Annotated in this window: 27 protein-coding genes; 24 read left to right on the forward strand and 3 right to left on the reverse strand. The window is 64.1% G+C overall.

The genetic code is table 11. The features are described from left to right. The first annotated feature begins 628 nt into the window (after nucleotides 1-628). Both ACEQXV_RS11240 and ACEQXV_RS11245 read left to right on the forward strand, forming a co-directional pair. On the forward strand, nucleotides 629-814 hold the full coding sequence (locus tag ACEQXV_RS11240; protein ID WP_370269193.1) for a hypothetical protein: 186 nt from the start codon (nucleotides 629-631) through the stop codon (nucleotides 812-814). A gap of 391 nt (nucleotides 815-1,205) precedes the next feature. Next, nucleotides 1,206-3,071 carry a sensor histidine kinase gene (locus tag ACEQXV_RS11245; protein WP_372525692.1) on the forward strand — a complete coding sequence of 622 codons (1,866 nt, stop codon included), beginning with the start codon at nucleotides 1,206-1,208 and terminating at the stop codon, nucleotides 3,069-3,071. Nucleotides 3,072-3,253: 182 nt separating this feature from the next. Here the strand turns inward: ACEQXV_RS11245 and ACEQXV_RS11250 are convergent, their stop codons facing one another. Next, nucleotides 3,254-3,928, reverse strand: coding sequence for a helix-turn-helix transcriptional regulator (locus tag ACEQXV_RS11250; RefSeq protein WP_370269196.1), 675 nt, complete (start codon nucleotides 3,926-3,928; stop codon nucleotides 3,254-3,256). A 91-nt stretch (nucleotides 3,929-4,019) separates the two neighbouring features. Here ACEQXV_RS11250 and ACEQXV_RS11255 point away from each other — a divergent pair, with 91 nt between their 5' ends. The 14 genes from ACEQXV_RS11255 to ACEQXV_RS11320 all read left to right on the forward strand — a co-directional run bounded on the left by ACEQXV_RS11255 (nucleotide 4,020) and on the right by ACEQXV_RS11320 (nucleotide 12,724). After that, nucleotides 4,020-4,265 carry a hypothetical protein gene (locus ACEQXV_RS11255; protein ID WP_370269197.1) on the forward strand — a complete coding sequence of 82 codons (246 nt, stop codon included), beginning with the start codon at nucleotides 4,020-4,022 and terminating at the stop codon, nucleotides 4,263-4,265. After that, nucleotides 4,262-4,384: a hypothetical protein gene (locus tag ACEQXV_RS11260; protein WP_370269198.1), complete on the forward strand. Its 123-nt coding sequence runs from the start codon at nucleotides 4,262-4,264 to the stop codon at nucleotides 4,382-4,384. Before ACEQXV_RS11255 ends, ACEQXV_RS11260 begins: the two co-directional genes overlap by 4 nt. After that, nucleotides 4,381-4,719 carry a hypothetical protein gene (locus ACEQXV_RS11265; protein ID WP_370269200.1) on the forward strand — a complete coding sequence of 113 codons (339 nt, stop codon included), beginning with the start codon at nucleotides 4,381-4,383 and terminating at the stop codon, nucleotides 4,717-4,719. The genes ACEQXV_RS11260 and ACEQXV_RS11265 overlap by 4 nt, the downstream gene beginning before the upstream one ends. 26 nt (nucleotides 4,720-4,745) lie before the next feature. Beyond that, nucleotides 4,746-5,579, forward strand: a complete 834-nt coding sequence (locus ACEQXV_RS11270; protein WP_370269202.1) for a ParB/RepB/Spo0J family partition protein — start codon at nucleotides 4,746-4,748, stop codon at nucleotides 5,577-5,579. Next, on the forward strand, nucleotides 5,576-7,681 hold the full coding sequence (locus ACEQXV_RS11275; protein WP_370269203.1) for a transposase domain-containing protein: 2,106 nt from the start codon (nucleotides 5,576-5,578) through the stop codon (nucleotides 7,679-7,681). The genes ACEQXV_RS11270 and ACEQXV_RS11275 overlap by 4 nt, the downstream gene beginning before the upstream one ends. Before the next feature lie 64 nt (nucleotides 7,682-7,745). Further along, nucleotides 7,746-8,501, forward strand: coding sequence for an AAA family ATPase (locus ACEQXV_RS11280; protein WP_370269204.1), 756 nt, complete (start codon nucleotides 7,746-7,748; stop codon nucleotides 8,499-8,501). Next, nucleotides 8,501-9,055 (forward strand): hypothetical protein, encoded by a 555-nt coding sequence (locus tag ACEQXV_RS11285; RefSeq protein ID WP_370269206.1) that lies wholly within the window; start codon nucleotides 8,501-8,503, stop codon nucleotides 9,053-9,055. Before ACEQXV_RS11280 ends, ACEQXV_RS11285 begins: the two co-directional genes overlap by 1 nt. Then, nucleotides 9,052-9,423 carry a hypothetical protein gene (locus tag ACEQXV_RS11290; protein ID WP_370269207.1) on the forward strand — a complete coding sequence of 124 codons (372 nt, stop codon included), beginning with the start codon at nucleotides 9,052-9,054 and terminating at the stop codon, nucleotides 9,421-9,423. Before ACEQXV_RS11285 ends, ACEQXV_RS11290 begins: the two co-directional genes overlap by 4 nt. Continuing rightward, nucleotides 9,416-9,619: a hypothetical protein gene (locus ACEQXV_RS11295; RefSeq protein WP_370269208.1), complete on the forward strand. Its 204-nt coding sequence runs from the start codon at nucleotides 9,416-9,418 to the stop codon at nucleotides 9,617-9,619. Before ACEQXV_RS11290 ends, ACEQXV_RS11295 begins: the two co-directional genes overlap by 8 nt. Beyond that, on the forward strand, nucleotides 9,612-10,262 hold the full coding sequence (locus ACEQXV_RS11300; protein ID WP_370269210.1) for a DUF3164 family protein: 651 nt from the start codon (nucleotides 9,612-9,614) through the stop codon (nucleotides 10,260-10,262). The genes ACEQXV_RS11295 and ACEQXV_RS11300 overlap by 8 nt, the downstream gene beginning before the upstream one ends. A 10-nt stretch (nucleotides 10,263-10,272) precedes the next feature. Further along, nucleotides 10,273-10,641 (forward strand): hypothetical protein, encoded by a 369-nt coding sequence (locus ACEQXV_RS11305; RefSeq protein ID WP_370269211.1) that lies wholly within the window; start codon nucleotides 10,273-10,275, stop codon nucleotides 10,639-10,641. Continuing rightward, nucleotides 10,641-11,075: a gp16 family protein gene (locus ACEQXV_RS11310; RefSeq protein WP_370269212.1), complete on the forward strand. Its 435-nt coding sequence runs from the start codon at nucleotides 10,641-10,643 to the stop codon at nucleotides 11,073-11,075. The genes ACEQXV_RS11305 and ACEQXV_RS11310 overlap by 1 nt, the downstream gene beginning before the upstream one ends. After that, entirely contained in the window at nucleotides 11,072-11,443 is a 372-nt protein-coding gene (locus tag ACEQXV_RS11315) for a helix-turn-helix domain-containing protein (protein ID WP_370269213.1), read from the forward strand. Before ACEQXV_RS11310 ends, ACEQXV_RS11315 begins: the two co-directional genes overlap by 4 nt. Before the next feature lie 66 nt (nucleotides 11,444-11,509). Then, entirely contained in the window at nucleotides 11,510-12,724 is a 1,215-nt protein-coding gene (locus tag ACEQXV_RS11320) for an ATP-binding protein (RefSeq protein ID WP_370269215.1), read from the forward strand. A 132-nt stretch (nucleotides 12,725-12,856) separates the two neighbouring features. On the opposite strand, the gene ACEQXV_RS11325 is transcribed toward ACEQXV_RS11320, so the two are convergent. After that, nucleotides 12,857-13,969 (reverse strand): diguanylate cyclase, encoded by a 1,113-nt coding sequence (locus tag ACEQXV_RS11325; protein WP_370269216.1) that lies wholly within the window; start codon nucleotides 13,967-13,969, stop codon nucleotides 12,857-12,859. Nucleotides 13,970-14,276: 307 nt separating this feature from the next. Here ACEQXV_RS11325 and ACEQXV_RS11330 point away from each other — a divergent pair, with 307 nt between their 5' ends. Genes ACEQXV_RS11330 through ACEQXV_RS11350 form a run of 5 tightly spaced genes read left to right on the forward strand, consistent with a single transcriptional unit; the run spans nucleotide 14,277 to nucleotide 16,930 of the window. Then, nucleotides 14,277-15,179 carry a glycoside hydrolase family protein gene (locus tag ACEQXV_RS11330; protein WP_370269217.1) on the forward strand — a complete coding sequence of 301 codons (903 nt, stop codon included), beginning with the start codon at nucleotides 14,277-14,279 and terminating at the stop codon, nucleotides 15,177-15,179. Further along, complete coding sequence (locus ACEQXV_RS11335) at nucleotides 15,176-15,691, forward strand: hypothetical protein (RefSeq protein ID WP_370269218.1); 516 nt, start codon at nucleotides 15,176-15,178, stop codon at nucleotides 15,689-15,691. Before ACEQXV_RS11330 ends, ACEQXV_RS11335 begins: the two co-directional genes overlap by 4 nt. Continuing rightward, nucleotides 15,688-16,029 carry a DUF2730 family protein gene (locus ACEQXV_RS11340; protein ID WP_370269220.1) on the forward strand — a complete coding sequence of 114 codons (342 nt, stop codon included), beginning with the start codon at nucleotides 15,688-15,690 and terminating at the stop codon, nucleotides 16,027-16,029. The genes ACEQXV_RS11335 and ACEQXV_RS11340 overlap by 4 nt, the downstream gene beginning before the upstream one ends. A 3-nt stretch (nucleotides 16,030-16,032) precedes the next feature. Beyond that, entirely contained in the window at nucleotides 16,033-16,332 is a 300-nt protein-coding gene (locus tag ACEQXV_RS11345) for a hypothetical protein (protein WP_370269221.1), read from the forward strand. A gap of 1 nt (nucleotide 16,333) precedes the next feature. Beyond that, nucleotides 16,334-16,930, forward strand: a complete 597-nt coding sequence (locus ACEQXV_RS11350) for a DUF3486 family protein (protein WP_370269222.1) — start codon at nucleotides 16,334-16,336, stop codon at nucleotides 16,928-16,930. A gap of 206 nt (nucleotides 16,931-17,136) precedes the next feature. Here ACEQXV_RS11350 and ACEQXV_RS11355 read toward each other — a convergent pair whose 3' ends face one another. Next, nucleotides 17,137-17,613, reverse strand: a complete 477-nt coding sequence (locus tag ACEQXV_RS11355; protein WP_370269223.1) for a hypothetical protein — start codon at nucleotides 17,611-17,613, stop codon at nucleotides 17,137-17,139. Between the two features lie 83 nt (nucleotides 17,614-17,696). On the opposite strand from ACEQXV_RS11355, the gene ACEQXV_RS11360 reads away from it, so the two are divergent. From ACEQXV_RS11360 to ACEQXV_RS11370, 3 genes are read left to right on the forward strand one after another with little or no spacing between them, the layout of a single operon-like run. After that, the gene (locus tag ACEQXV_RS11360) at nucleotides 17,697-19,370 is read left to right on the forward strand and encodes a hypothetical protein (RefSeq protein WP_370269225.1); all 1,674 of its coding nucleotides are present in this window, start codon (nucleotides 17,697-17,699) and stop codon (nucleotides 19,368-19,370) included. Then, nucleotides 19,370-20,974, forward strand: a complete 1,605-nt coding sequence (locus tag ACEQXV_RS11365; RefSeq protein ID WP_370269226.1) for a DUF935 domain-containing protein — start codon at nucleotides 19,370-19,372, stop codon at nucleotides 20,972-20,974. The genes ACEQXV_RS11360 and ACEQXV_RS11365 overlap by 1 nt, the downstream gene beginning before the upstream one ends. Further along, on the forward strand, nucleotides 20,961-22,208 hold the full coding sequence (locus ACEQXV_RS11370; RefSeq protein ID WP_370269227.1) for a phage minor head protein: 1,248 nt from the start codon (nucleotides 20,961-20,963) through the stop codon (nucleotides 22,206-22,208). The genes ACEQXV_RS11365 and ACEQXV_RS11370 overlap by 14 nt, the downstream gene beginning before the upstream one ends. The last annotated feature ends 96 nt before the right edge of the window (nucleotides 22,209-22,304 follow it).

The following is a 22,304-nucleotide window of genomic DNA, read 5'->3' on the forward strand; positions in this document are numbered from 1 at the left end:
CGACAATCATCGCCGCGATCCACGCCCCCTTGCCGCGCTCATCGAGCCAGCTTTCGGCGTTTCGGGGCCACGAAGTCACGGTCGCGGTGGTCATGTGAGGTCTCCTTGGTTGCAAGTGTAAATGTTATTTACATTCACATAGGTGGGGACGTCCAGTGGCCATTCAAGATCGCGGGCGAACTTTTTTCTGTGTGTGTGTTGACAGGAAGTCTTGCAGAGAAGCGGGATTAGGTGGGAAAGCGCGGGAAGAGGCGAGAAAAGTTAGATTTTTCATAAGATTGCAGGCAGAGCGCGGGACGTGAGACGCGCTGGGCGAAACTTGCAGAAACCGGCTTCTCGATGGCTTGCGCGACCTCCAAGGCATGCTTTCACAGATCGATTGAACCGGCCTTAAACACTGATTTCAAAGGTTTTCTTAAGAGCTCCGCCTCTTGGAAAAAATCGGAACCTACACGCAAGCGGTATGTTCGATGTTCAGCGTGTAAGTTCGGCGCAACGCGTTGAATACACTTGAAGAAAGGAATGTGGGCGCCAGCGAAAAGTGTCTCGGAACATACACGCGATTTTTTCCCTCAACTTGCCAATCGCCGAACTTGCCGAATCGCGGCCAGTCGAGAGAAGCTTCCGCATGACCGAGCTCAGCAAGCCTCCTAGGGAACGCGCGGCGAGAGCCTTGTGCAAGTTGCACGGGCATCCTCCGGACACGCGGTTCGAGGGAAAGGCGATGTGGGAAAGCTACCTCGACGAAGTGGACGCTGTACTGGCTGCGGCTATCGGCATGTCGGCGCTGAATGAGCTGAAGCAGTCAGAGTGAGGTACGGAAGGGGGAGGATTCACGGGCGTAGATCTCGTCGGCAGCCCTGGGCTCGGTGGCTTTCGCCCGGTTACGGCGGGCGAGCGGGTAAATGCTCGAAGCCTCCACGATGAACCGGCAATCGGCGTTGCGTCTAGGGCCAAATGCCGCCGGTTTTTTGCTTCATCTGTCATCCATCACCGTGAAATGTCCGATAGGGTTCCGGAGCAATCCGTTGTCCAAGTGTACTTTCACACTGCGGAGACGTAGGCGTTTTTCGACTATTCACCTTTCATGACGATCTCCTGTACAAGACGCCTTGAAACTTGCTCCTTCGAGTTATTCGTCTCATGCCACGACATGGCCCATGATGCGATTTGGAGCATCTCACTCGGGGCATGTCGGGGGAAGTATGATGCGTCAGATCGCGGCCGGAGCATTTCTGGACGGTGGTGGTAAGATGGGGCAGCTCATCCGGGACAAGGATTGGACGTCCAATCCTCTCGGTCCACCAGAGACATGGCCGCAATCGCTCCGGTCAGCGCTGTCCATCTGCCTCAATTCCAGCTTCCCGACAGCAGTCTACTGGGGCCCTGAGCTTCGGTTACTCTACAATGACGCTTGGTCTCCAATCCCGGCAGAGCGGCACCCCTGGGCGCTTGGCCGCCCTGCGGCTGAGGTCTGGGACGACATCTGGGAGGTGGTGGGACCGCAATTCGCGAAGGTTCTTGAGACCGGAGAAGGTTTCTCGGCCTACGATCAAATGTTGCCTATGGAGCGTGCCGGGAGCGTTCAGGAAACCTATTGGAACTACAGCTTCACCGCGATCCGGGGAGAAGACAACCGCATAGCCGGGATATTCAATCAAGGTAACGAAACGACACAAGTCGTTCAGGCACGTCTCAACGCCGCGCAAGAAGTCTCCCGCCTTTCGAGAATGTTTCGGCAGGCCCCTGGCGCCATTGCCATCCTTCGGGGCCCTGACCATGTGTTCGACATTGCGAATCCGGCTTACCTAGAACTTGTCGGGAAGGAGGATATTCTAGGCAAGCCCGTCAAAGAGGCGCTGCCGGAGGTGGTCGCTCAAGGATTCACGGATCTGCTCGATCAGGTCTACAGCACTGGTGAATCCCATGTTGGGCGCGCCGTACCTGTAACGCTCAACCGGAGCGGCATTACTGAACTGCGACACGTCGATTTCGTGTTTCAGCCGATTTTTGATGAAGCCGGAGCTCGGCAAGGCATCTTTGTCCAAGCGACTGACGTTACCGAGACCATGCGCGCGCTCACGGCCGCGCGCGACAGCGAGCAAAAATACCATGCGATCGTGAACTCGATCGACCAGATGATCTGGTCCACACGGTCAGACGGGTACCACGACTATTTTAACGATCGATGGTACGACTTCACAGGGGTTCCGCCAGGCTCTACCGACGGTGAGGGATGGAAGGGCGTGTTTCATCCCGACGATCAGGAACACACAATGGCCGTTTGGGGCGAAAGCCTTGCAACCGGCAAACCCTACCACATCGAGTATCGCCTGCGGCATCATTCTGGAGAGTATCGTTGGGTGATCGGACGCGCCCAATGCGTGCGTAACGAGAGCGGCCAAATTGTTCGGTGGTTCGGAACCTGCACAGACATTCATGCTATCAAGATGGCCGACGAAAGTCGCCAATTGCTCCTCGACGAGTTGAACCACCGGGTGAAAAACCTGTTCGCACTAGTCAGCGGCATCGTATCAATGGCTGCACGCAAAAGCGAGACGCCTACTGAGATGGCCGCGGCCATAAGGGGGCGCGTTCAGGCGCTAGCACGCGCCCACAGCTTGATCCGGTTCAGCGGACAAGGTTCCATCACAGCGGGCCGAGTGTCGCTCAGCGATCTCATCGACCAGATCTTGGCGCCGCATCTGGGCGAAGATCTCGTTGATGCGAGCCTAGGTGAAGGGCCGCAAATCCAGCTCGGAGAACGGGCGATCACCGGCATGGCACTTGTATTGCACGAACTTGCGACTAACGCCGCCAAATATGGCGCGCTGCGCCAGGCGGGCGGCCGCCTCTCTATACGCTGGACAGTTTCCGGGCCTGTTCTTGCCATCGTTTGGACCGAGGAGAGCTCCACACCGACCACAGGTATGGTATCGGGGTCGGGCTTCGGGAGCCGTTTGATCAGGACAACGATCGAGGGCCAGTTTAAGGGCCAAGTGAATTTCTTGCCAACCGATTCCGGCTTGCTTATCCAGATGGAGTTGGACCTCGAGCAGCTTTCGGTTTGAAAGCGATGCCCTAACATCCAATTTGAACGACCATTCAGTGCATCCATGCTAGGCGCTACCCGGCGGCCAGCATTTCCGTCGCCAACACATACTTCACTAGGTCTTGGGCAACCGGCAAGGAAGAAGCTGAGCCGCAGCAAAAGATCCAAAAACGGCAGGCTAGGGCCGAAACCCTCTGGCTCTCATCCCCATTTATGACCTGACCACACCACCTCACCGATAACCCCAAGGCTGATGTCGTTCATCGCCTCACCTATCCGGTGCTCGGGCGGGTACTTCGGGTTGTCGCTGCGCAGGATGATGGCTGCGTCGGGGATCAGCTCGAGGCGCTTGATGCGCAGGCTGTCGCTCTCGCGGACGGCGTAGATCCGGCCGGAGCGGATGTGGGTTTTCCGGCGGTCGATCATGACTAGGTCACCGTCGTAGATGCTCGGCTCCATGCTGTCGCCGCGCACGTTGATCAGAACGCTGTCGCCGGCGCTGATCCCGTTCTGTTCGAGCCAGCGCTTCGAGAAGGCTAGGTGGTCGATCGGCGGGGCGTCCAGGTTAATCATCCCATTCCCGGCCGCGCCTTCGGCTTCGTACCGCGCTACGGTCGCGAACTGCTCGCCAGCGACAACCGTCGCCGCTTGAGGCGCGATGTTCCGCCTTGGACCGATGTAGAACTCAAGATCCAGAGCTTCACAGATCTCACGGGCCTTATTCAGGGTCGTACCTGACTTCTTTGCGCCCCTGAGAATACTCCGAACCGCGTCAGTAGGCAGGCCGTGTGCTCGCTCGAAAGCAAACGGGTTTGTGCCCAGCTCCTCAAGGCGCTGGGCAACACGTTCGGCAAAGGCTCGTTCGGCATGTTCCACGATTCGGAGAAAATACCGAAAAAGTGCGCCGTTGACTATCGGAGATTTCTCCGCCTATATTATCGGAGAATTCTCCAAGGAGGCGGGCGGAATGAGAACCGACACACTGGTAGCCCTAGCGGAAGCTTTTGCCGCACACCGGGGGCTGACGCTTTCGACGGTCTCAACCTACGCCGCTACTGACGGGAAGTTTTTCCCGGACCTGAAGCGAGGGGCGAGCTGCACCCTTCGTCGCGCCGCCCGCGTCCTCTCTTGGTTCGACGAGAACTGGCCGTCCGATCTCGAATGGCCCTCGGACATTCCCCGCCCTCAGAAGAAGAAGGAGATGAACGCATGATGCGCTTCATACGTGCGCTCAAAGCGCTCGACGACCATTGGCTGGGCGACCTGATCGGTGCGTTGTGCCTCTTCGGAGCTCTGTGGATCGGCCTCGCGGCCGGGGCGGTGCTGCAATGAAGGACTGGACCCAGCCAGCACCTACGCAGGCCCGCTTCCGTGTTGAGTATGTACCCGGCAAGGGGCATGCGGTCTTCGATCCCGATGGGAGAATGACGCACGACCCCGGGTCCCTGGCCGACGCCCGCTGCGCCTGCCAGACCCTGCAAGCGGCGTGGAACGCGAAGCGCAAGATCGGCGAACGGCCGTGCCTGTGCTGCGGCACGCCTTTTGAAAGCGAGGGCATCCACAACCGCCTCTGCACGCGCTGCCGGACCCGTGACGATGCGCTGGCTTCGTATGGCTATCTGGGCGCGAGCGACGGGCGCAAACCGCGCCGCTCGTCGGGGGCCTGACCATGGCAGAACCGAGACTTCTCAAGATGGACCGGGTGAAGGTCGCCGACGTGCAGTGCACCGGGCGTTTGCGTCCGGTGTCGGAGGCGGGCGTCGAGAGCCTGCTCGCCTCGATCGGCGAGATCGGCGTGATGAAGGACGCCATTCATGTTCGCCAGAAGAAGAACGGCCAGCTCTTCCTCATTGCTGGAGGCCACCGGCTCGAGGCTGCGCGTCGCTTGGGCTGGGAGGAGGTCGAGGCCAAGGTCTGGACCGACGTCACCGACGACTGGTCGCGGCTGATGGAGATCGACGACAACATCGCCGGGGCCGAGCTGAACCCGCTCGACACGGCGCTGTTCCTGGCCGAGCGCAAGCGCGTCTATGAGAAGCTGCATCCGGAGGCGAAGGCATCCACGGGCGCCGCACTGGCAGCGCGGCGCTGGGATGCGGCGGACACGATGTCCGTCGCATCCTTTGCCGTCGCTACGGCCGAGAAGTTCGGCATGACGGATCGACATGTGCGCCGCTTGATTGCCGCCGGAACCCGCCTCGATCCGCGCGACGTGGCCCTGCTGCGCAAGGCCCCGCGCCCGATCACGCTCAAGGATCTGGCCGAGATCGCCAAGATCAACGAGCCGACCGACCGTTACGAGGTGGTGGAAGCGCTTGCCGAGGGCCGCGCGAAGTCCGCCGCCGACGCACGTCGCGCCCTCGCACTGTCTGACGAGGCTGTCGGGTCGGTTGAAGACCCCGTTGAAGCGGCGTTGAAGGCCCTCAAAACCGCGTGGTCCCGCGCGCCCAAAGAGGCCCGGCGCCGGTTCTGCCGCGATCATGGTGACGAGCTGGCCGCCCTTCTCTACGAAGGTGCGCCGGAATGACCCACCTCGCCCCCGCAAAGCTCTGGTGGACGGCTAACGATCTGGCCGATGCCATGCTGCCCGATGTGCCCACCACTCAGCAGAGCGTCGAGCGCTGGATCAAGCGCGTGAACCTGCGCGCCAATGCCGGTGTTGCGCGGCGGCGCACCGGTCGCGGGGGTGGGTGGGAGTATCATTGGAGTGCCCTGCCGCTGGCCGCGCGCAAGGCGCTGTTGGCCGAGGTTGCGACGCCGGTCGGTGCCGGCGCGGTCAGCCGGGGGCAGGCATGGGAGTGGTTCGAGGGACTGCCCGAGGCGGTGCAGGCAAAGGCCCGCCAACGGCTCGGCTGCGTACAGTCGGTCGAAGCGCTGGAGTTCCAGCTCGGCCGCGATCTCGCCGTGCGCGAAGTGGCCAAGCTCAAGGGCGTGAGCCCGCGCACGTTGTGGAACTGGCTGGGCCTCGTCGAGGGCGTGAGGCCCGATGACCGGCTGCCGCACCTCGCGCCGAAGCATCGCGCGGCGCCGCGCAAGGTGATCCGCGCCGAGTTCGACGAAGACTTCTATGACTGGCTCGTCTCGGATTACCTGCGCCTTGAGCGCCCCTCCTTCTCGTCGTGCTACCGCCGCGCCGAGCGGGCGGCAAAGGCGCAGGGCTGGGCCACGGCGCCTGAGCGCACCATGCGCCGGTATCTCGACGCGCGGGTCAGCCAGCCCAGCCAGGTGCTGGCCCGGATGGGGATCGATGCCCTGAAGCGGATGTACCCGCCCCAGCGCCGCGACAAGACCGCGCTCCATGCGCTGGAAGTCGTCAATGCCGACTATCACCGCTTCGATGTCTTCGTGGCCTGGCCCGGCAGCGACACGCCGGTGCGGCCCCAGATGGTGGCCTATCAGGACGTCTATTCCGGGCGGGTTCTGTCCTGGCGCCTCGCGCTCACCGCGAATGCCGACGATGTGCTGCTGGCCGCCGGCGACATGATCGAAGACTGGGGCATCCCCGAACACGTCCTCCTCGACAACGGCCGCGAGTTCGCCGCGAAGGCGGTGACCGGTCGGGCCGAGACGCGAAACCGGTTCAAGGCGCTGGAGGCCGATATCCCAGGTCTCTTCACCGCGCTCGGCTGCGAGATCCATTGGGCCACGCCCTATGCCGGTCAGTCGAAGCCGATCGAGCGCGCCTTCCGCGATATGTGCGACGCCATCGCCAAGGATCCGCGCTTTGCCGGCGCCTGGACGGGCAACAAGCCCGAGGCCAAGCCCGAGAACTATGCCAGCAAGGCCGTGCCCTTCGACACCTTCCTCAAGGTCGTCGCCGAGGGGATCGAAGAACACAACATGCGGCAGGGCCGCCGGTCCGAGGTCGCGTGGGGACGCAGCTTTGCCGAGGTCTTCGCCGAGAGCTACGAGAAAGCGCCGATCCGCAAGGCCACCGAGGCGCAGCGGCGGCTCTGGCTGATGGGCGCGAAGGGCCTGACGGTCAACCGGGTCAACGCCAAGATCACCTTCCTTGGCAACGAGTATTGGGCGACGTGGCTGCACGAGCATGCGGGCAAGCGTATGGTGGTGCGGTTTGATCCGGCCGACCTGCATGCAGGCGTCCACGTCTACAGTTTCGACAACCGCTATCTTGGCGCGGCCGACTGCCTGATGAAGGGCGGGTTCCTGTCGCTTGAAGCCGCGCGCGAGCACAACCGCGCCCGCAAGGACTGGATGCGCGCCGAAAAAGAGGCGCTTCGGAAGTACCGCACGCTCACGACGCTGGAACTGGGGCGGGCGCTCGACGAGACCGCGCCCGGCGATCCGATGCCGGCGCCCGAGGCGAAGGTCGTCAAGCTGGTCCAGCCCACCGCGCCGCGCAATCCGGCGCCCGCGCCGATCACGCCCGAGGTGCAGGCCGAGCAACGGGTCATCGCCGTCGATCTCGCGGCCAAGCGCGCCCCGAAACCCGCCGAGGAAGTGCCGCGCGAACGGTTCCGCCGCGCGCTGGAACTGGAGCGCTCAGCCGAGGCGGGCGACGCGCTCACCGACGAGCAGCGAAGGTGGCTCAGGGGCTACCAGTCGACGGCCGAGTACCGCGCCGAGCGGGCGATGTGGGCCGATTTTGGCGACGCATACTTCGGATGAAAAAACCACCGCCGGGGGGTTGGTTGCAAAACCCACCGGCGGCGAGGGGTTAGGAGAAAAAACGATGGCAGACGAACAACGCCTTTACAACAGTGTTGCTCCGCTTCGGAACGTCGCAGCCCTCACGGCGCTGATCGAGCGAGTGAACAACCGCGCGATCGGCTTGCCCGGCATGGCCTGTTTCTACGGCTTCTCCGGCTTCGGCAAATCGACGGCGGCGATCTATGCGGCCAACCGCTTCCAGGCGGTGCTGGTGCAATGCAAGAGCGCCTGGACGAAGAAGAACCTCTGCTCGGCGATCCTCGTGGAGCTGGGGCTCGTGCCCAAGGGCAACACCGCCGACATGGTGGACAAGATCGCCGCCGAGCTGACCCTGCGCGGCGTGCCTCTGATCATCGACGAGGCCGATCACCTGGTCGCGCGCCGCATGGTCGAGATTGTGCGGGATATCTACGAGGGCAGCCAGGCGCCGACGATCCTGATCGGTGAGGAACTGCTGCCGCAGAAGCTCAAGGAATGGGAGCGGGTTCATGGCCGGATGCTCGACTGGATCGCGGCACTGCCCGCCGATATGGGCGATCTCAATCACCTGACCGGGATCTACGCGCCGGGGATCGACCTTGCGCCCGAACTGAAGGCGGATCTTCTGCGCCTCTCGCACGGCTCGACCCGCCGGGTCTGCGTCAACCTCGCGCAGGTGCATGAGCGCGCCCAGCTTCTGGGCGTCACCGCCATGGGGCGCGGGGATGTGGATCTGCGTCGCCTCTATACCGGCACCGCGCCGACGCCCCGCCGCTCCGAGATCGCGGGGGCTGCTTGATGCGCGACGAGAAGGACATCCTGCAGCAGGTCGCCTGGTCGGCCGCCGGTCGCCTCGTCGAGTTCGACCGCAAGGCGCTGGCCGAGGCCGCGCAGATCGGCGTCGATACGGCCGGCACCTGGATCCGCCGCTGGGTCCGCGCCGGTTCAGTCGAGGCACTCGGCAAGCAGGGCGGTACGACTGAACGCTACCGGGTGCAGGGCGAGACGCGCCCGGTGCCCGCCGCGCCGGCGCCGGCCAAGCAAACGCCGCAGGGCAATATGTGGCGGGCGATGCGCGCCTTCCGCGCGCCCTTCACCGCGGTCGATATCGCCGCGCATTCCTCGACCGAGGTGCTGGAAGTCAGCCTCGAGGCCGCGCGGGCCTTTTGCCAGATGCTGGTGCGCTCGGGCTATCTGCGCGTCCTGCGCACGGCCGTGCCCGGCAAGCGCGAGGCGATTTACCGGCTCATCCGCGACACAGGTCCGCGCCCGCCGCGCGAGCGCCGTGTCCGCGCGATCTGGGACCCCAATCTCGACGCCTTCACCCATCTGCCCAACGGAGGCGCCCAGTGACCTCGCCCCTCGATATCGCCCGCACGCATTGGGGCGCCCCCCTGCCCGACTGGATCGAGGCGCTGGCCAAGGCCTGTGGCGAGACCAGCCAGAACAAGGTCGCAGCGCGTCTCGACCGCTCCGCCGCGCTGGTCTCGAATGTCCTGCGCAACCGCTACACGGGCAGCATGCAGGCCGTCGAAGAACTGGTGCGCGGGCATCTGCTCTCGGAGACCGTCAACTGCCCCTCGCTCGGCGTGCTGCCGCTGCACGAATGCCACGACTGGCGCGTGAAGGCGCGGAGCTTCCAGAACACCAACACCCTGCGCGTGCGCATGTACCGCGCCTGCCAGATGTGTCCCCGGTTCCGGGGAGGCGAGCATGGCTGATCCCGCCCGTTGGAGCGACGACCAGATGATCCGCCTCGCCGCGCGCGGTGCGGCCAAGGTCGATCTGCTGGGCGAGCGCGGCGCCACGCTCGTCACCTGCGACGAGGTCGCCGCCATGGCGGCCGTCATTCTTCTGGGCCGCATCGTGCCGCCCGGTGCCCTCACCGCCCCCAAGAAAGGAGCCTCCGATGTCTGAGCATCGCCCCCTTCCCATTCCCGATGGCCGCGTCTCGGTCGCGGGCAAGGATTACATGCCCGACGCCAAGGGCAAGCTGGTCCCCGTCGAGCTGATCGACGCCGCAGCCCTTCTCGAAGACGAGACGGTGCGCAAGATCGCGGGCTACGGCGTGGCGCTGTCGGAACAGGTCGCCCGCTTCAAGGGCAACACCTTCGCCGATCTCGGCGAGTTCGAGGCCGTGCTCGCGCAGGAATACGGCGCGTCCAAGGGCGGGGCGAAGGGCAACAAGACCTTCCTGTCCTTCGACGGGCTCTGGAAGATCAGTGTGCAGGTCGCCGATCATATCGACTTCGGCCCGCAGCTGCAGATCGCCAAGGAACTGGTCGACGAATGCCTGAACGAATGGGCGGCCGAGGCCCGGGCCGAGATCCGCGCCATCGTCACGCGCGCCTTCAACACCGACAAGGCCGGCCAGATCAACCGCTCGGAGATCTTCATGCTACTGCGGCTCGAGATCGAGGATGCGCGCTGGAAAGAGGCGATGCGCGCGATCCGCGACGCGATGCGGGTGGTCGGCTCGAAGACCTATGTCCGCCTCTACCGCCGCGAGACCTCAGAGGCCCCGTGGCAGGCCGTCACCATCGACCTGGCGAAAGCCTGAGGGGCCGGTCATGGCGGAACAGATTTCCCTGATCGAGGCCCCGGTCTACGAGGTCACCGGCGCCGAGGTGCCCCGCATCCTGCACGAGCTGGTGCGCTTCGAGATCCTCGGCGCCCCCTGCCCCGTCCGCACGAGCGCGGAGGGCGACATCCTCTTCCTCAGGCTCGGCAACCGCGACTTCGCGGTGTCGGTCCTTGATCTCGCCGCAACGGCGGCGCTCGCGATCGAGGGCCATCTCAAGGGCGAAATCCGCGCGAAGATCCTAAACCGCGAGAAGCGGGCGAAGCCGGTGGACCTCGTGGCTCCCGTTCAGGACCTTCCCGTGCTGGGCACGGTTGCCCCGGACGGGCGCGTGATCCCCATTCCTCGGAGGATCTGATGGCCTCGCCCCTGATCCGCAAGGTGCATGTGGGCTGCCGGCAGCTCGGTCTCGACACCGAGACCCGGCATGCCCTGCAGCGTCAAGTGACCGGCAAGGACAGCCTGACGGCGATGAGCGAGCCCGAGTTGAAGGCGGTGTTGAAGGCGCTGGAGAACCGAGGCTTCAAGCCCGCGAAAAAGCCCGGCCACAAGGGCGCGCCCCGCGCCGATCTGCGCTTTGCGCACAAGCTCTGGACCTTGCTCGGCGAGGCCGGCGCCCTCAAGCAACCCGGCCGCGCGGGCCTCAACGCCTTCATCCGCGCGCGGTTCGGCGCGAGCTGGGGCAGCGTGCCCGCCGATATCGACATGCTGCGCGACTGGAGCCAGATCGCCGACCTGATCGATGCGCTCAAGGCCATGTGCCGCCGCAACGGGATCGAACTCGAGCGGTGAGCAACTGGCCTCGCCCCCCGGCTCATGTCGAGCCCTATGTCCGCATCCTCGGCCACGAGGGTGCGGTCGCCTTCATTCTGGAGTTCGGGGGCTCCGAGGTCTACTTCCCGATGAAGCCCGCCGTCGCCGCGCGCGCGCCCGCTGCGGCCCTCATCGGGGCCGAGTCGGTCATGGCGCTCGGTATGGCCGGCGTCCCCCGCCGCGTTCCCACCGCCAAGCCCTGGCTCGCGCGGGTGTTCCGCACCGAGGGACTGCGCGTGCCCGAGATCGCGCGGAAGCTTCACGCGACGGACGTGTCGGTCAGGAAGTGGCTGAAGGACGAGGTCGGTCAGCGCTGGGGCGATGACCGGCAGATGCGGTTGTTCTAGACGAAAGACCTTTGTGCGCTAGTTCGTCGAGCGAAATGATCAGTATGCTCAGTAACAGGACGCAAAGTGATTTCGAGAACCTATCCGATCCCCTTTAACGAAGAAGCCCGTCTGAGATCGGTCTTCGCAGTTCCCGGTCTGACCGAAGCAAACACAGCTTTGTTCGAAGCCATATCTGAGGCCGCAAGAAAGCTCCTGAATTGCCCCATCGCCCATATCAGCGTCATTGAAGACGAGACGCAATGGTACAAGGCCGTGGTGGGGATCGAGCTGGATCGCATGCCCAAGAACAACAGTTTCTGCACGCATACCATCATGTCGGACGACCCTCTCGTTGTCCCCGATCTCAGCAAGGACCCGCGCTTCAAGCAACATCCTATGGTCGCCGAAGGCGGACCAGGTGCGCGCTTTTACGCGGGCGTGCCGCTGGTGCTCTCATCGGGGCACCGGTTTGGTAGCCTCTGCGGGCTTGATCTCGTCCCGCACGACCCGCCGAGCGAGGCAACAATGGCGATCCTCACCGATCTGGGCCGGGCCGTGGTTACGGCTCTTGAAGCTCTGCCTCCCAAACCGGCGAAACTTGAAGATGATAGCGTTGCAAAATCCACGTTCATCACACTGATCGGCCATGAGTTGCGGGCGCCGCTGACAATCCTACTCGGCAGCTTGCAGATCCTTGAGGCGATGCCTCAAAGCCCCAGTGCACCGAAGCTCACTCAGTCGGCGAAGAAATCCGCAGAACACTTGATGCACCTTATTGAATCGGTCATCGCCTTCAGCGATGCCTCGACCGGAGAATTACGCTTGAACGAGCAACAGTGCCAAACCAGTGACCTGTTCGAGATGGTCAGGGATCTACAGCTCCCCGGGGCGGATGGCACACTGAAAAGCGTTGCAGTTTCAGGAAGCGCTCTCAATGTTCCTGTGTTCGTGGACCCTGACCAGATCGAAGTCGCCCTGGATGCGCTGACCCTCAATGCGGTCAACCATGGCGGCGAGAAAATCACTGTCGGTTGCGGGACGGATGAAGACGGTAATCTTGAACTCTGGGTGGCCGACAGCGGCAATCTGAGTGAGCATGTGGAACTGGCCAAGCTCTACGAACCCTTCGTGGTCGGCGGCAATATTGACCACCGGGATACTCGTGGGGGGCTCGGCCTCGGTCTACCGCTGACCCGCAAGCTGGTTGAGCTACATGGCGGGGATTTTGAGGTAAGAGCTGAACCAGACCAGACGACCGCGATCATTCGATTGCCCGCTTGGCGCTTGGAGAAAGCTTAAGGTCGTTGCTGTGAAAGCTCCGCGAAACGGATGTAGCAGCGTTATTAGCAACCGTTCGAGAGAGTGCCGCTGTATGTGAGCCACCGTTTCTGGCTCATGCGGGGCTTTCACCTCCAAATATTTATGTCCTTGTCAAGCAGACACTGTCTGGTTTGCAAGATGCTCCCCACTAATCGCGACGCGATTTCGGCCACTGGCTTTTGCCGAATAAAGAGCCGCGTCTGCCCTTTGAAGAACATCGATTATGTCAGTTTCGAGCGCGTCGCACCAATACGCAACGCCGATGCTGACGGTGAGCGGAATCGTTTTCTTGCCGTATCGGATCAGTTGCCGCTCAATCGCGGCGCGGTAGTCCTCAGCTCGATCATGAATACCGTCCAATGCAGTGTGTTCCAAGTAAACGGCAAACTCTTCTCCTCCGAGGCGACAAACAAAGTCTTGGCCGTCTGCGGTAGTAAAGAGAGCATCGGCAACACGACGCAGGGCTATGTCACCTGCATCATGCCCAAGCGTGTCGTTAACCTTTTTGAAATGATCGATGTCGATGAGCATGACTGCACCGTACTGCCTTGTTTTTCCCGGATACGGCTCAAGCATTACGCGATCCATGAAGGAGCGCCGGTTAGGCAAGCCGGTGAGGCTGTCGGTCTCAGCCGTCTCCCGCCAGAACTTTTCTGTTCGGATGTAGCGCCGTTCCCGATCAATGATGAGCCCCATAACCAAGGCCCCGACGATGCAGCTCACTGTTAGGACGGGGACGACCGTTGAGAACAACTCTTGCGCGAGCGACAAAGGCAGCATCAACAGCGTTACAGAATGCAGCGAGAGTAAAGCACCCAATCCTAGCAACTGACGAATGGTAACGGGTGACTTACTTAGAATGAACCAGTGCCACGCAAAGCCAAGGCCAGCACTCAGTAGGATGCCCACAGCACCCGGAACCGCGCCCGATCCGCCAAGGTACATCCGGAACTGCCCAACCAGAAGACCTGAGACAATGGTCGCCGGTAGTCCCCCGAAAGCCGATGCAAGACCAACGATGACGGCGCGCGCATCCAGAATGATGCCATCTGCCAGGTTGATCGGATTCACCATAGCCAAAATGGCTATCACGCCAAAGACCATGCCAATGAGCATCGACTTTATTGTGCTATCACGGGTCCACCGATGGATCACCCCATAAGAAATGCCTGCAATTCCCATGAGACCGAGACCATAGACGAAGCTGATCAGGAGCTCTTGCAACCTACTTACCTTCCCTGAGGCATCGATTTCACACGATGCAACCTTGATGATACCATTGGTGTGACGCCGAACTGCGGCAAAAAAATGTCCTGCCTCAGGAGGTTATCCTCTCAAGACCGCAAATGCTCGGGTGTCGATTGGTGTCTCGGTCGCCAATCATACTGGACGCGTTGGAGGTACTCATTGGGCTTGAAGTGAACCATTCGGGCACCCTGAACGAACGCCCGCCCATCCCCCCACAAACCGTAGTGCGTATTTCCCGGCACCCTAACCCGTCATCCTGTCGTGGTATCGACAGGAGACGAGCATGCGCACGAGCGAGCGGGGAATTGCGTTCAACGAGCGGTTCGAGGGCGTGGTGCTGCGCGCTTATCGCGACCCGGTCGGGATCTGGACGATCGGCGCCGGGCTGACGGCCGCGTCGGGCGTCGTGGATCCCGGGCCGGGGATGGTGATCACCGCCGAGGAAGCCTCGCGGCTCATGGCCGAGGCGCTGCGCACGCGCTATGAGCCTGCCGTCAACCGGGCCATGCCCGGCGCCGAGCAGCATGAGTTCGACGGCGCGATCTCGTTTCACTGGAACACCGGCGCCATCGAGCGCGCGAGCTGGGTGCAGGCTTGTGCCAGCGGCAACATGGCCGCGATGCGGGAGCGGCTGGCGCGGTGGAACAAGGGCGGGGGCAAGGTGCTGCCCGGCCTCGTGCGGCGCCGCAAGGCCGAGGCCGATCTCATCCAGTACCGCGACTATGGTGTGCCCTTGCGGGCCAAGGCCCCGCGCGGGCTGGCCCGCGTGACGCTCGATCTGTCGCGCGACGAGGTGAGGGCCGCGCGCGATGCCCTGAAGGCGCGCGGCTACGCGGTCGGCGAGGACACGCGCGGCATCGCCGTTGACGCGGTCCGCCAGTTCCAAACCGATCACGACCTGACCGTGGACGGCATCCTCGGGCGCGCGACGCTGTCGACGCTGCAGCGCTCGATCGACGCGCGCGGCAAGTCGCTGGTGGGCGGCGGGCTCGTCGCCGGCGGCGGCGCGGAAACCGCCACAAACGTGCTGCCCCACGATCTCCCGTTGGCGTGGACCGGCCCCGTGGCGCTCGCGCTCGGGGGGCTTCTCGCAGCCTATCTCGCCTGGACCTACCGCGACATCCTCGCGGCCAAGCTCCAGGCCCGCCTGCCGCGCGTCGCGGCCTTCCTCAGGAGTATCAAATGAGCAGCAGCCTGACGGCCCTTGCCCTGCAGATCGGCGTCCCCCTCGTCGGCCGGGTTCTCTCGCAACGCCTCGGCTCGGGCAATGCCCGGCTGATCACCGAAGTGATCGACGCCGTCGCCCGCAGACTGGGCGTCTCCCCCGCCGAGGCCGAGGTGCTGGCCCAGACCGATGAGGGCCGCGTCATCGACGCCCTGCGCGAGACCGAAGCCGACATGCCCGAGCTGATCGCGCTCCATGCCTCGGCGCTCGAAGCGCAGACCGCGCTCCTGATGGCCGAGCAGCGTGGCCCGTGGTGGGGCTGGGCGTGGCGGCCGGCCTTCATGTGGCTCCTCGCCTTCCTGTGGCTGTGGAACGTGGTGCTGTTGCATATCGCAAACGCCGTCTGGCGCATTGCGCTGCCGCCGATCGATCCGGGTGTGCTGCTCTCGGTGACCGGGATCTATGCCGCGCTCTATATGGGCGGGCACACCGTCAAGGACTGGGTGCGCGTCACCCGAGGGGGCACGCCGTGACCGAGACCCTGACGCTCTCGCCGCTCATCGCCTGGGTGGGCGCGCTCTCGCTTCTGTTGAACTTCGGGCTGTCGGTCTACGGGCTGATCGCCTCGGGATCGCGCGCGAACAAGGTGCGGCTCGACGAGCACGAGGCCCGCCTTGCGCGCCATGACAGCCGGATCAGCGGCGTCGAGCAGACCCTGCGGACGCTGCCCTCGACGGGCGATCTGCACAAGATCGAGCTGTCGCTGTCTCGCATGGAAGGCGAGCTGGGGATCATGGGCCAGCGGCTTCAGCCCGTCGCCGCCATCGCCGAGCGGATGCAGGAGCTGCTGCTGCAGCAATCGAAGAGGTAAGCCATGGATATGGCCAAGCTGATCCGCGAACAGGCGCGGCTCATCATCCTGAAGGCGCTGGCCGAGCAGGTCGACGAGACGCTCAACAGCGACTTCCTGGTTCTGGAACTGCAGCGCTTCGGGATCCGCAAGGACCGGGCGTGGGTGCATGACGAGCTGCGCTGGCTGGGTGAGATGGGGGCGATCGTCACAACGCAGGCCGGCACGCTTCTCGTGGCGACGCTCAGCGCCAAGGGCGCGAGGCACGTCTTGCGCGAGATCGCCATCGAAGGCGTGCAGCGTCCCTCCCGACCGGGAGCGTGACATGACCCAATCCCCGCGCGGCCGTGGCCGCCTGTCGTCGTTCGACCTGATGCCGCCCGAGGCCGATGGGATCATTGCCTGGGCCGCGCAGGAGCTCTCGGACCGCGAGCGCACGCAGACCGATATCTACGCCGAGTTCGTGACACGCTGCGAGGAACTGATGCGCGAGCACCGGGGCGAGCTCGAGTTCTCCATCCCGGCCTTCAGCTCGTTCAACCGCTACTCGATGCGGCTCGCGCGCCTCACGCGCCGGCTCGATCAGACGAAGGCCATCGTCTCGACGCTGGCGGAGAAGTTCGACCCGGCCGATGCCGACAACCTGACGGTGATGACGGCCGAGACGGTGAAGGCGCTGGTGCTGACCATGCTGTCGGAGACCGACGAGGACGAAATCGACGCCAAGAGCGTCATGCAGCTGGCCGCGGCCTTCAAGCAGGCGGTGCAGGCGCAATCGATCTCGACCGACCGGCGCCGCAAGGCCGAGGCGGACTTCCAGACGCGCGTCGAGGATGCCGTCCAGACCGTCGCCCGCGCCAAGGGCCTTACCGCCGAGACCACGGAAGCGATCAAATCGCAGATCCTCGGGGTAGCTGTGTGACCAAAGTATTGCAGAGTTTCAAAAAGATAGCAGGTCGCCTGGGATCAGAAATTAGTCGTGGCGTTCTGCAAGTCGATGAAGGCTACCGAGGACGGCAACCGCCGCGTCTAGACGACATCGTCGATGATCGTGACATGTGCCCCCAGGATTTCGCTCCCCGCACAATGACAGGTATTTGTCCGCCTCCTCAGCGGGTCACTTCTTTCTCAAGTACGGCGTGCGTTCGATTTCAGTGGGTCGAAAGAATAAACCGTCCTGCAGTTTGGGCACATTCGATACGTGGCATCGCCCTGAAGGATAGTCTTTCTTTTCGTCTCAATACAGTTGGGGCAAAGGTAGTGCATCAACTCGCCTTCTTGCTTTTCGCTCTTAAGCCGCAGCACGACCGCACGGGTTGGCGTTTCCCACAATTCATACCGTTCGAGTTCTGCTTTGAATGCCTGCGCATCAAGCAGTTCCTGTTGAAGCGCCGAAAGCCGAAGCTTCAAATCTGCGTTCGCGACCTGTGCGTTGGCCGCATGCAGAGTGAGCTCACTCAGGGCAAGCTTGATGTCAGCATCAGCGGCCGCCTGAGACTTTTGGAAAAGGTCCGTTACCGAAATGATGCCTTTGGCAATTTGTCCGGTTGCGGTGCTCACTTCACTGGCCGCACTGACCGTTCCGGTCAAGCTCTCGAAATCCACCAGTTCCTCCGTGGTGCCCAACTGATTCGCTCAGTCGAGTATTGCGCGAATCAGCAGGACCTCACAACTTTGGGGTGTCGCCGATGACCGCTCCGATCACCGAAGAGGAATGGGCCCGCCAGCGCCGGGAGGCGAGCGCGGCGATGCCAGGCGTGATCAATGCCGTGGGCCTGCCCAAGGTGCTGTTGCCGTATCAGGCGCAGGCCGTCTCGCTTCTCGACAGCGTGCGCGACTGCTCGGCGCTCTTCATCGAGAAGTCGCGCCGGATCGGCCTGACCTGGGGCCTTGCCGCCTATGCCGTCCTGCGCGCCGCGCGCCAGCGCGTCGCGGGCGGGATGGACGTCATGTACATCTCCTACTCGCGCGAGATGACCCGCGAGTTCATTGATGCCTGCGCCATGTGGGCGCGCGCCTTCAACCTCGCGGCCGGTGAGGCCGAGGAATTCCTGTTCGATCAGGGCGACGAGGACGGCGACAAATCGATCCAGGCCTTCCGCATCCGCTTTGCCTCGGGCTTCGAGGTGCTGGCGCTGTCCTCGGCCCCGCGCGGCCTGCGCGGCAAGCAGGGCGTGGTGATCATCGACGAGGCGGCCTTCGTCGACAGCCTTGCCGAACTCATCAAGGCGGCGATGGCGTTCCTGATGTGGGGCGGTCAGGTCGTCGTATGCTCGACGCATGACGGTGTGGACAACCCGTTCAACCAGACGATCCAGGAGATCCTCGCCGGGCGCGTGCCCTACAAGCATCTGCGTATCGACTTCGACGCGGCGCTGCGCGACGGTCTCTATCAGCGCATCTGCCTGGTGAAGGGTGAGGACTGGACGCCCGAGGGCGAGGCGGAATGGCGGGCAAAGATCGTCGCCTTCTATGGTGAGGGCGCGGATGAAGAGCTGTTCTGCATCCCCTCGGCCTCGTCGGGCGCGTGGCTGCCCGGTCCGCTCATCGAGGCGCGCATGACAGTGGACCGCCCGGTGCTGCGCCTCGAGCTGCCGCCCGATTTCATGCAGCGGCCCAAGGCCGATCAGTCGGCCCTTCTGGCCCCCTTCCTGGAGGAACTCGAAGAGGCGCTCGGTGGCATTGATCTTGACCCACATTATGCCTTCGGCTTCGACTTCGGCCGGGTTGCGGACCTTTCCGTCTGCTCGCTTCTGGCCATTGAAGCCCGACTTAAACGGGTTGAGAAACTCGCCGTTGAAATGCGCAACGTGCCGGGCGCCGAACAAAAGCTGGTGGTGGGCCTGATCCTTGACCGGGTGCGTACGCGGCTGGTCGGCGCCGCCTTCGATGCCACCGGCATGGGCTGGACCGTAGCTGAGGATATGGGGCGCAAGTTCGGGCTGCGCGAGAGCGAGGACAGCGCGGGTCTCGTCTGGGCGATCAAGTTCACCGAGGACTGGTACCGCCTGCAGATGCCGCCCCTCAAATCCGCTTTCGAGGACGCCCAGATCGCCATCCACCGCGACGAGCAGCTCCTGAGCGACCTGCGCGCCGTAAAGCTGATCCGGGGCATCCCCCGCGTGCCGCCCGTGCGCCAGGGCGAGACCGGCAAGCGGCGCCACGGCGACTATGCCATCGCGCTGGCGCTCGCGCATTTTGCCAGCCGGATGCGCTGGGTGGAGATTGGCTACGTTCCCGTACCGGATTCCCGGTTCGGGAATGACGGTTTGCGGGCGGGTCACTGGCTCGGCGAAGATGCGGGCGAGCGTGGCTGGTGGAAACCGCCCCTCGGCACCCGGCTCAGGGGAGGTCTTTACTGATGGCACGCGATACCCGACTCGTCGATCGTTACGGCCGCCCGCTTGAACGCAAGCGGCTCACCACCGAGATTGCCGCAGCCACCACGGGCGGGATGCGCTCACCGCTCTCAGGCTATCCGGCGGACGGGCTCACTCCGGTACGGCTGGCGCAGATCCTGCGCGAAGCGGATGGCGGGCACCCGTTGCGCTATCTGGAACTCGCCGAGGCGATCGAAGAGCGCGACCCGCATTACCTGGGCGTGATCTCGACCCGCAAACGCTCGGTAAGCCAGATCGATGTCACGGTGGAAGCGGCAAGCGAGGATGCGCTCGACCAGAAGATCGCCGACGCGATCCGGGACTGGCTCGCCCGTGACGAGCTGATGGACGAACTCTTTGACATCCTCGACGCCGTCGGCAAGGGCGTGAGCTTCACCGAGATCCTGTGGGATACATCCGAGGGGCAATGGCGACCAAGCCGTCTGGAATGGCGTGACCCGCGCTGGTTCCGGCCCGCGCGCCACGATTTGCGTACACCCATGATGATCAACGAGACCGGGGATGAAGTACAGCTTCCAGCTGGCAAGTTCATCCACGCGCAGTTCCGCGCCAAGTCCGGCCTACCGATCCGCGCGGGTCTCGCGCGGATCGCGGCCTGGGGCTGGATGTTCAAGGGCTACACCCAGCGCGACTGGGCGATCTTCACGCAAACCTATGGGCAGCCTGTGCGCGTTGGCAAATGGCCTGCAGGCGCTTCGGAAGAAGACAAGGCGACGCTGTTCCGGGCGGTTGCCAATATCGCCGGAGATTGCGGCGCGATCATTCCCGAAAGCATGTCCATGGAGTTCGTTGAGGCGAAGTCCATCGGGGCGTCGAGCGATCTCTACGAGCGCCGCGCCGACTGGCTCGATCGGCAGATCTCGAAAGCGGTGCTGGGCCAGACCACCACGACCGACGCAGTCTCGGGCGGCCATGCGGTCTCGAAAGAGCACCGACAGGTGCAGGAGGATATCGAGCGCGCCGATGCGAAAGCGCTCGCGGGCATCCTGAACCAGGATCTCATCCGGACCTGGGTACAGCTCGAATGGGGGCCGCGCCCGCGCTATCCCCGCCTTGTGATCGCCCGGCCTGAGGCCGAGGATCTGACGCAGCTCGCAACCAGCCTGAGCCAGCTCGTGCCTTTAGGCCTGCGCGTGTCGGAAAGCGAGATCCGCGACAAGTTCGGCTTGAGCGATCCCAAGCCCGAGGATCGCATTCTGGGCCAGAAAGAGCCGCCCTCCCAACCGCCGCAGGTGCCTCCGGCCGAGCGTACCACGCCACCCGAACCTTCGTTGCCCTCCGACAAGACCGCCCTGCAGCAGGCGCAACCTGACGCGCTGCCTCCGTCTGAAATGCTCTCCGAGACGCTGGCCGGCCGGGCGCAGCCGGAGATCGGCGCGATGATCGAGACCATCGGCACGATGCTGCAGGCGGCGGGCTCGCTGGAGGAATTGCGCGAGATGGTGTGGGGGGCGTGGCCCCAGCTCGACACGGCACGGCTCACGTCTGCCCTCACAGAGGGCATGGTTGCGGCCGATCTCGCCGGTCGCGTTGCGGTAGCGGACGAGGCCGATGACGACACCTGACGCGCCCTTGCGCGCGTTTCTGCGGCGCCCGTTTCCCGAGCAGGTCGCGGCTTACCGGTTGCGGCTCGGCACCCTCGTGCCGACGCGGACCTGGGCCGAGCTGACACAGGCCGCGCATGATCGGGCCTTTGCCGTCGCAGGCGCCACCAAGGCCGATCTGCTGGCCGATCTCGCGCTGGCCATCGACCGGGCCGTGGCCCGGGGAACCGGGCTTGAGGAGTTCCGCCGCGACTTTCGCGCGCTCGTGGTTCGGCATGGCTGGCACGGCTGGACCGGGGAAGGCACCCGCTCGGGCGAGGCTTGGCGCACGCGGGTCATCTACCAGACCAACATGCGCACGAGCTACGCGGCCGGGCGGATGGCGCAGCTGCGCGAGGCGGGGTTCCGCTACTGGATCTACCGCCACGGCGGATCGCTTGAGCCGCGCCAGCACCACCTTGCCCTCGACGGTCTGATCCTGCCCTCGGACCATCCCTTCTGGGATGTCTGGGCGCCCCCGAACGGCTGGGGCTGCAGCTGCTGGATCGCCGGCGCCCACACCATGCGCGCGGCCCTGCGCAGAGGCGGCAAACCGGAGGTCGAGCCGCCCGATGGCTGGGACGCGATCAACCCGCGAACCGGCGCGCCGGAAGGGATCGACCCGGGCTGGGGCTATGCGCCGGGCGCGAGCAATGCCGACACGATCACCATGGCGGCACGCAAGATTGCCGCGCTGCCCCCGGCCATCGGTGCGGATTACGGACGCTCCCTGCACGCGGTCATCGACCGGCACTGGCCGCTCTGGGTCGCGCAGACGCGCGCCGGGCTGAGCCACGATCCCGCACTCGCCGGCATCCTCGACCCCCAGCTCATCGAGACGCTCAGGGCGCGCGGCCTTGCGCCCGCATCGAGCGAGATCGTCATGCGCCCGGGTGTTCTGCGCGGGCCGAAAGCGACCCGGCACGAGGCTGCGGGCGACGCGCTCACGCCCGAGCAATGGGAGGCGCTGCCCCGGCTCCTGAGAGACCCTGCAGCTGTGTTCGTCGACAACCGGACGGGAAGCCTGGTTTATGTGCTGAACGACACGCAGGACGCCCGCCCGCAGCTCGCGGTCCGGATCGATTACACACTCCGCCAGAACCGCGACACGCGCGTGCTCAACGCGATCGTCTCCGCGTACCGGGCGAACCCGTCCAGTCTGGCCGCCCGCGTTGCCGGCGGCATTCTCGATCTGATCTATGGGGCAATCAGGTGATGGACGGCCGGGATACCCCTCATGTGCTAGCGCTCCGCTCGCGCGGTTTACGGCATCTTGGAACCCGAATTTCCAAGGTCATCACCTGAAGGAAAT

Origin of the sequence: Nioella sp., assembly GCF_964229645.1 — a bacterium.
In the GTDB taxonomy this organism is placed as follows: Bacteria; Pseudomonadota; Alphaproteobacteria; order Rhodobacterales; family Rhodobacteraceae; genus Nioella.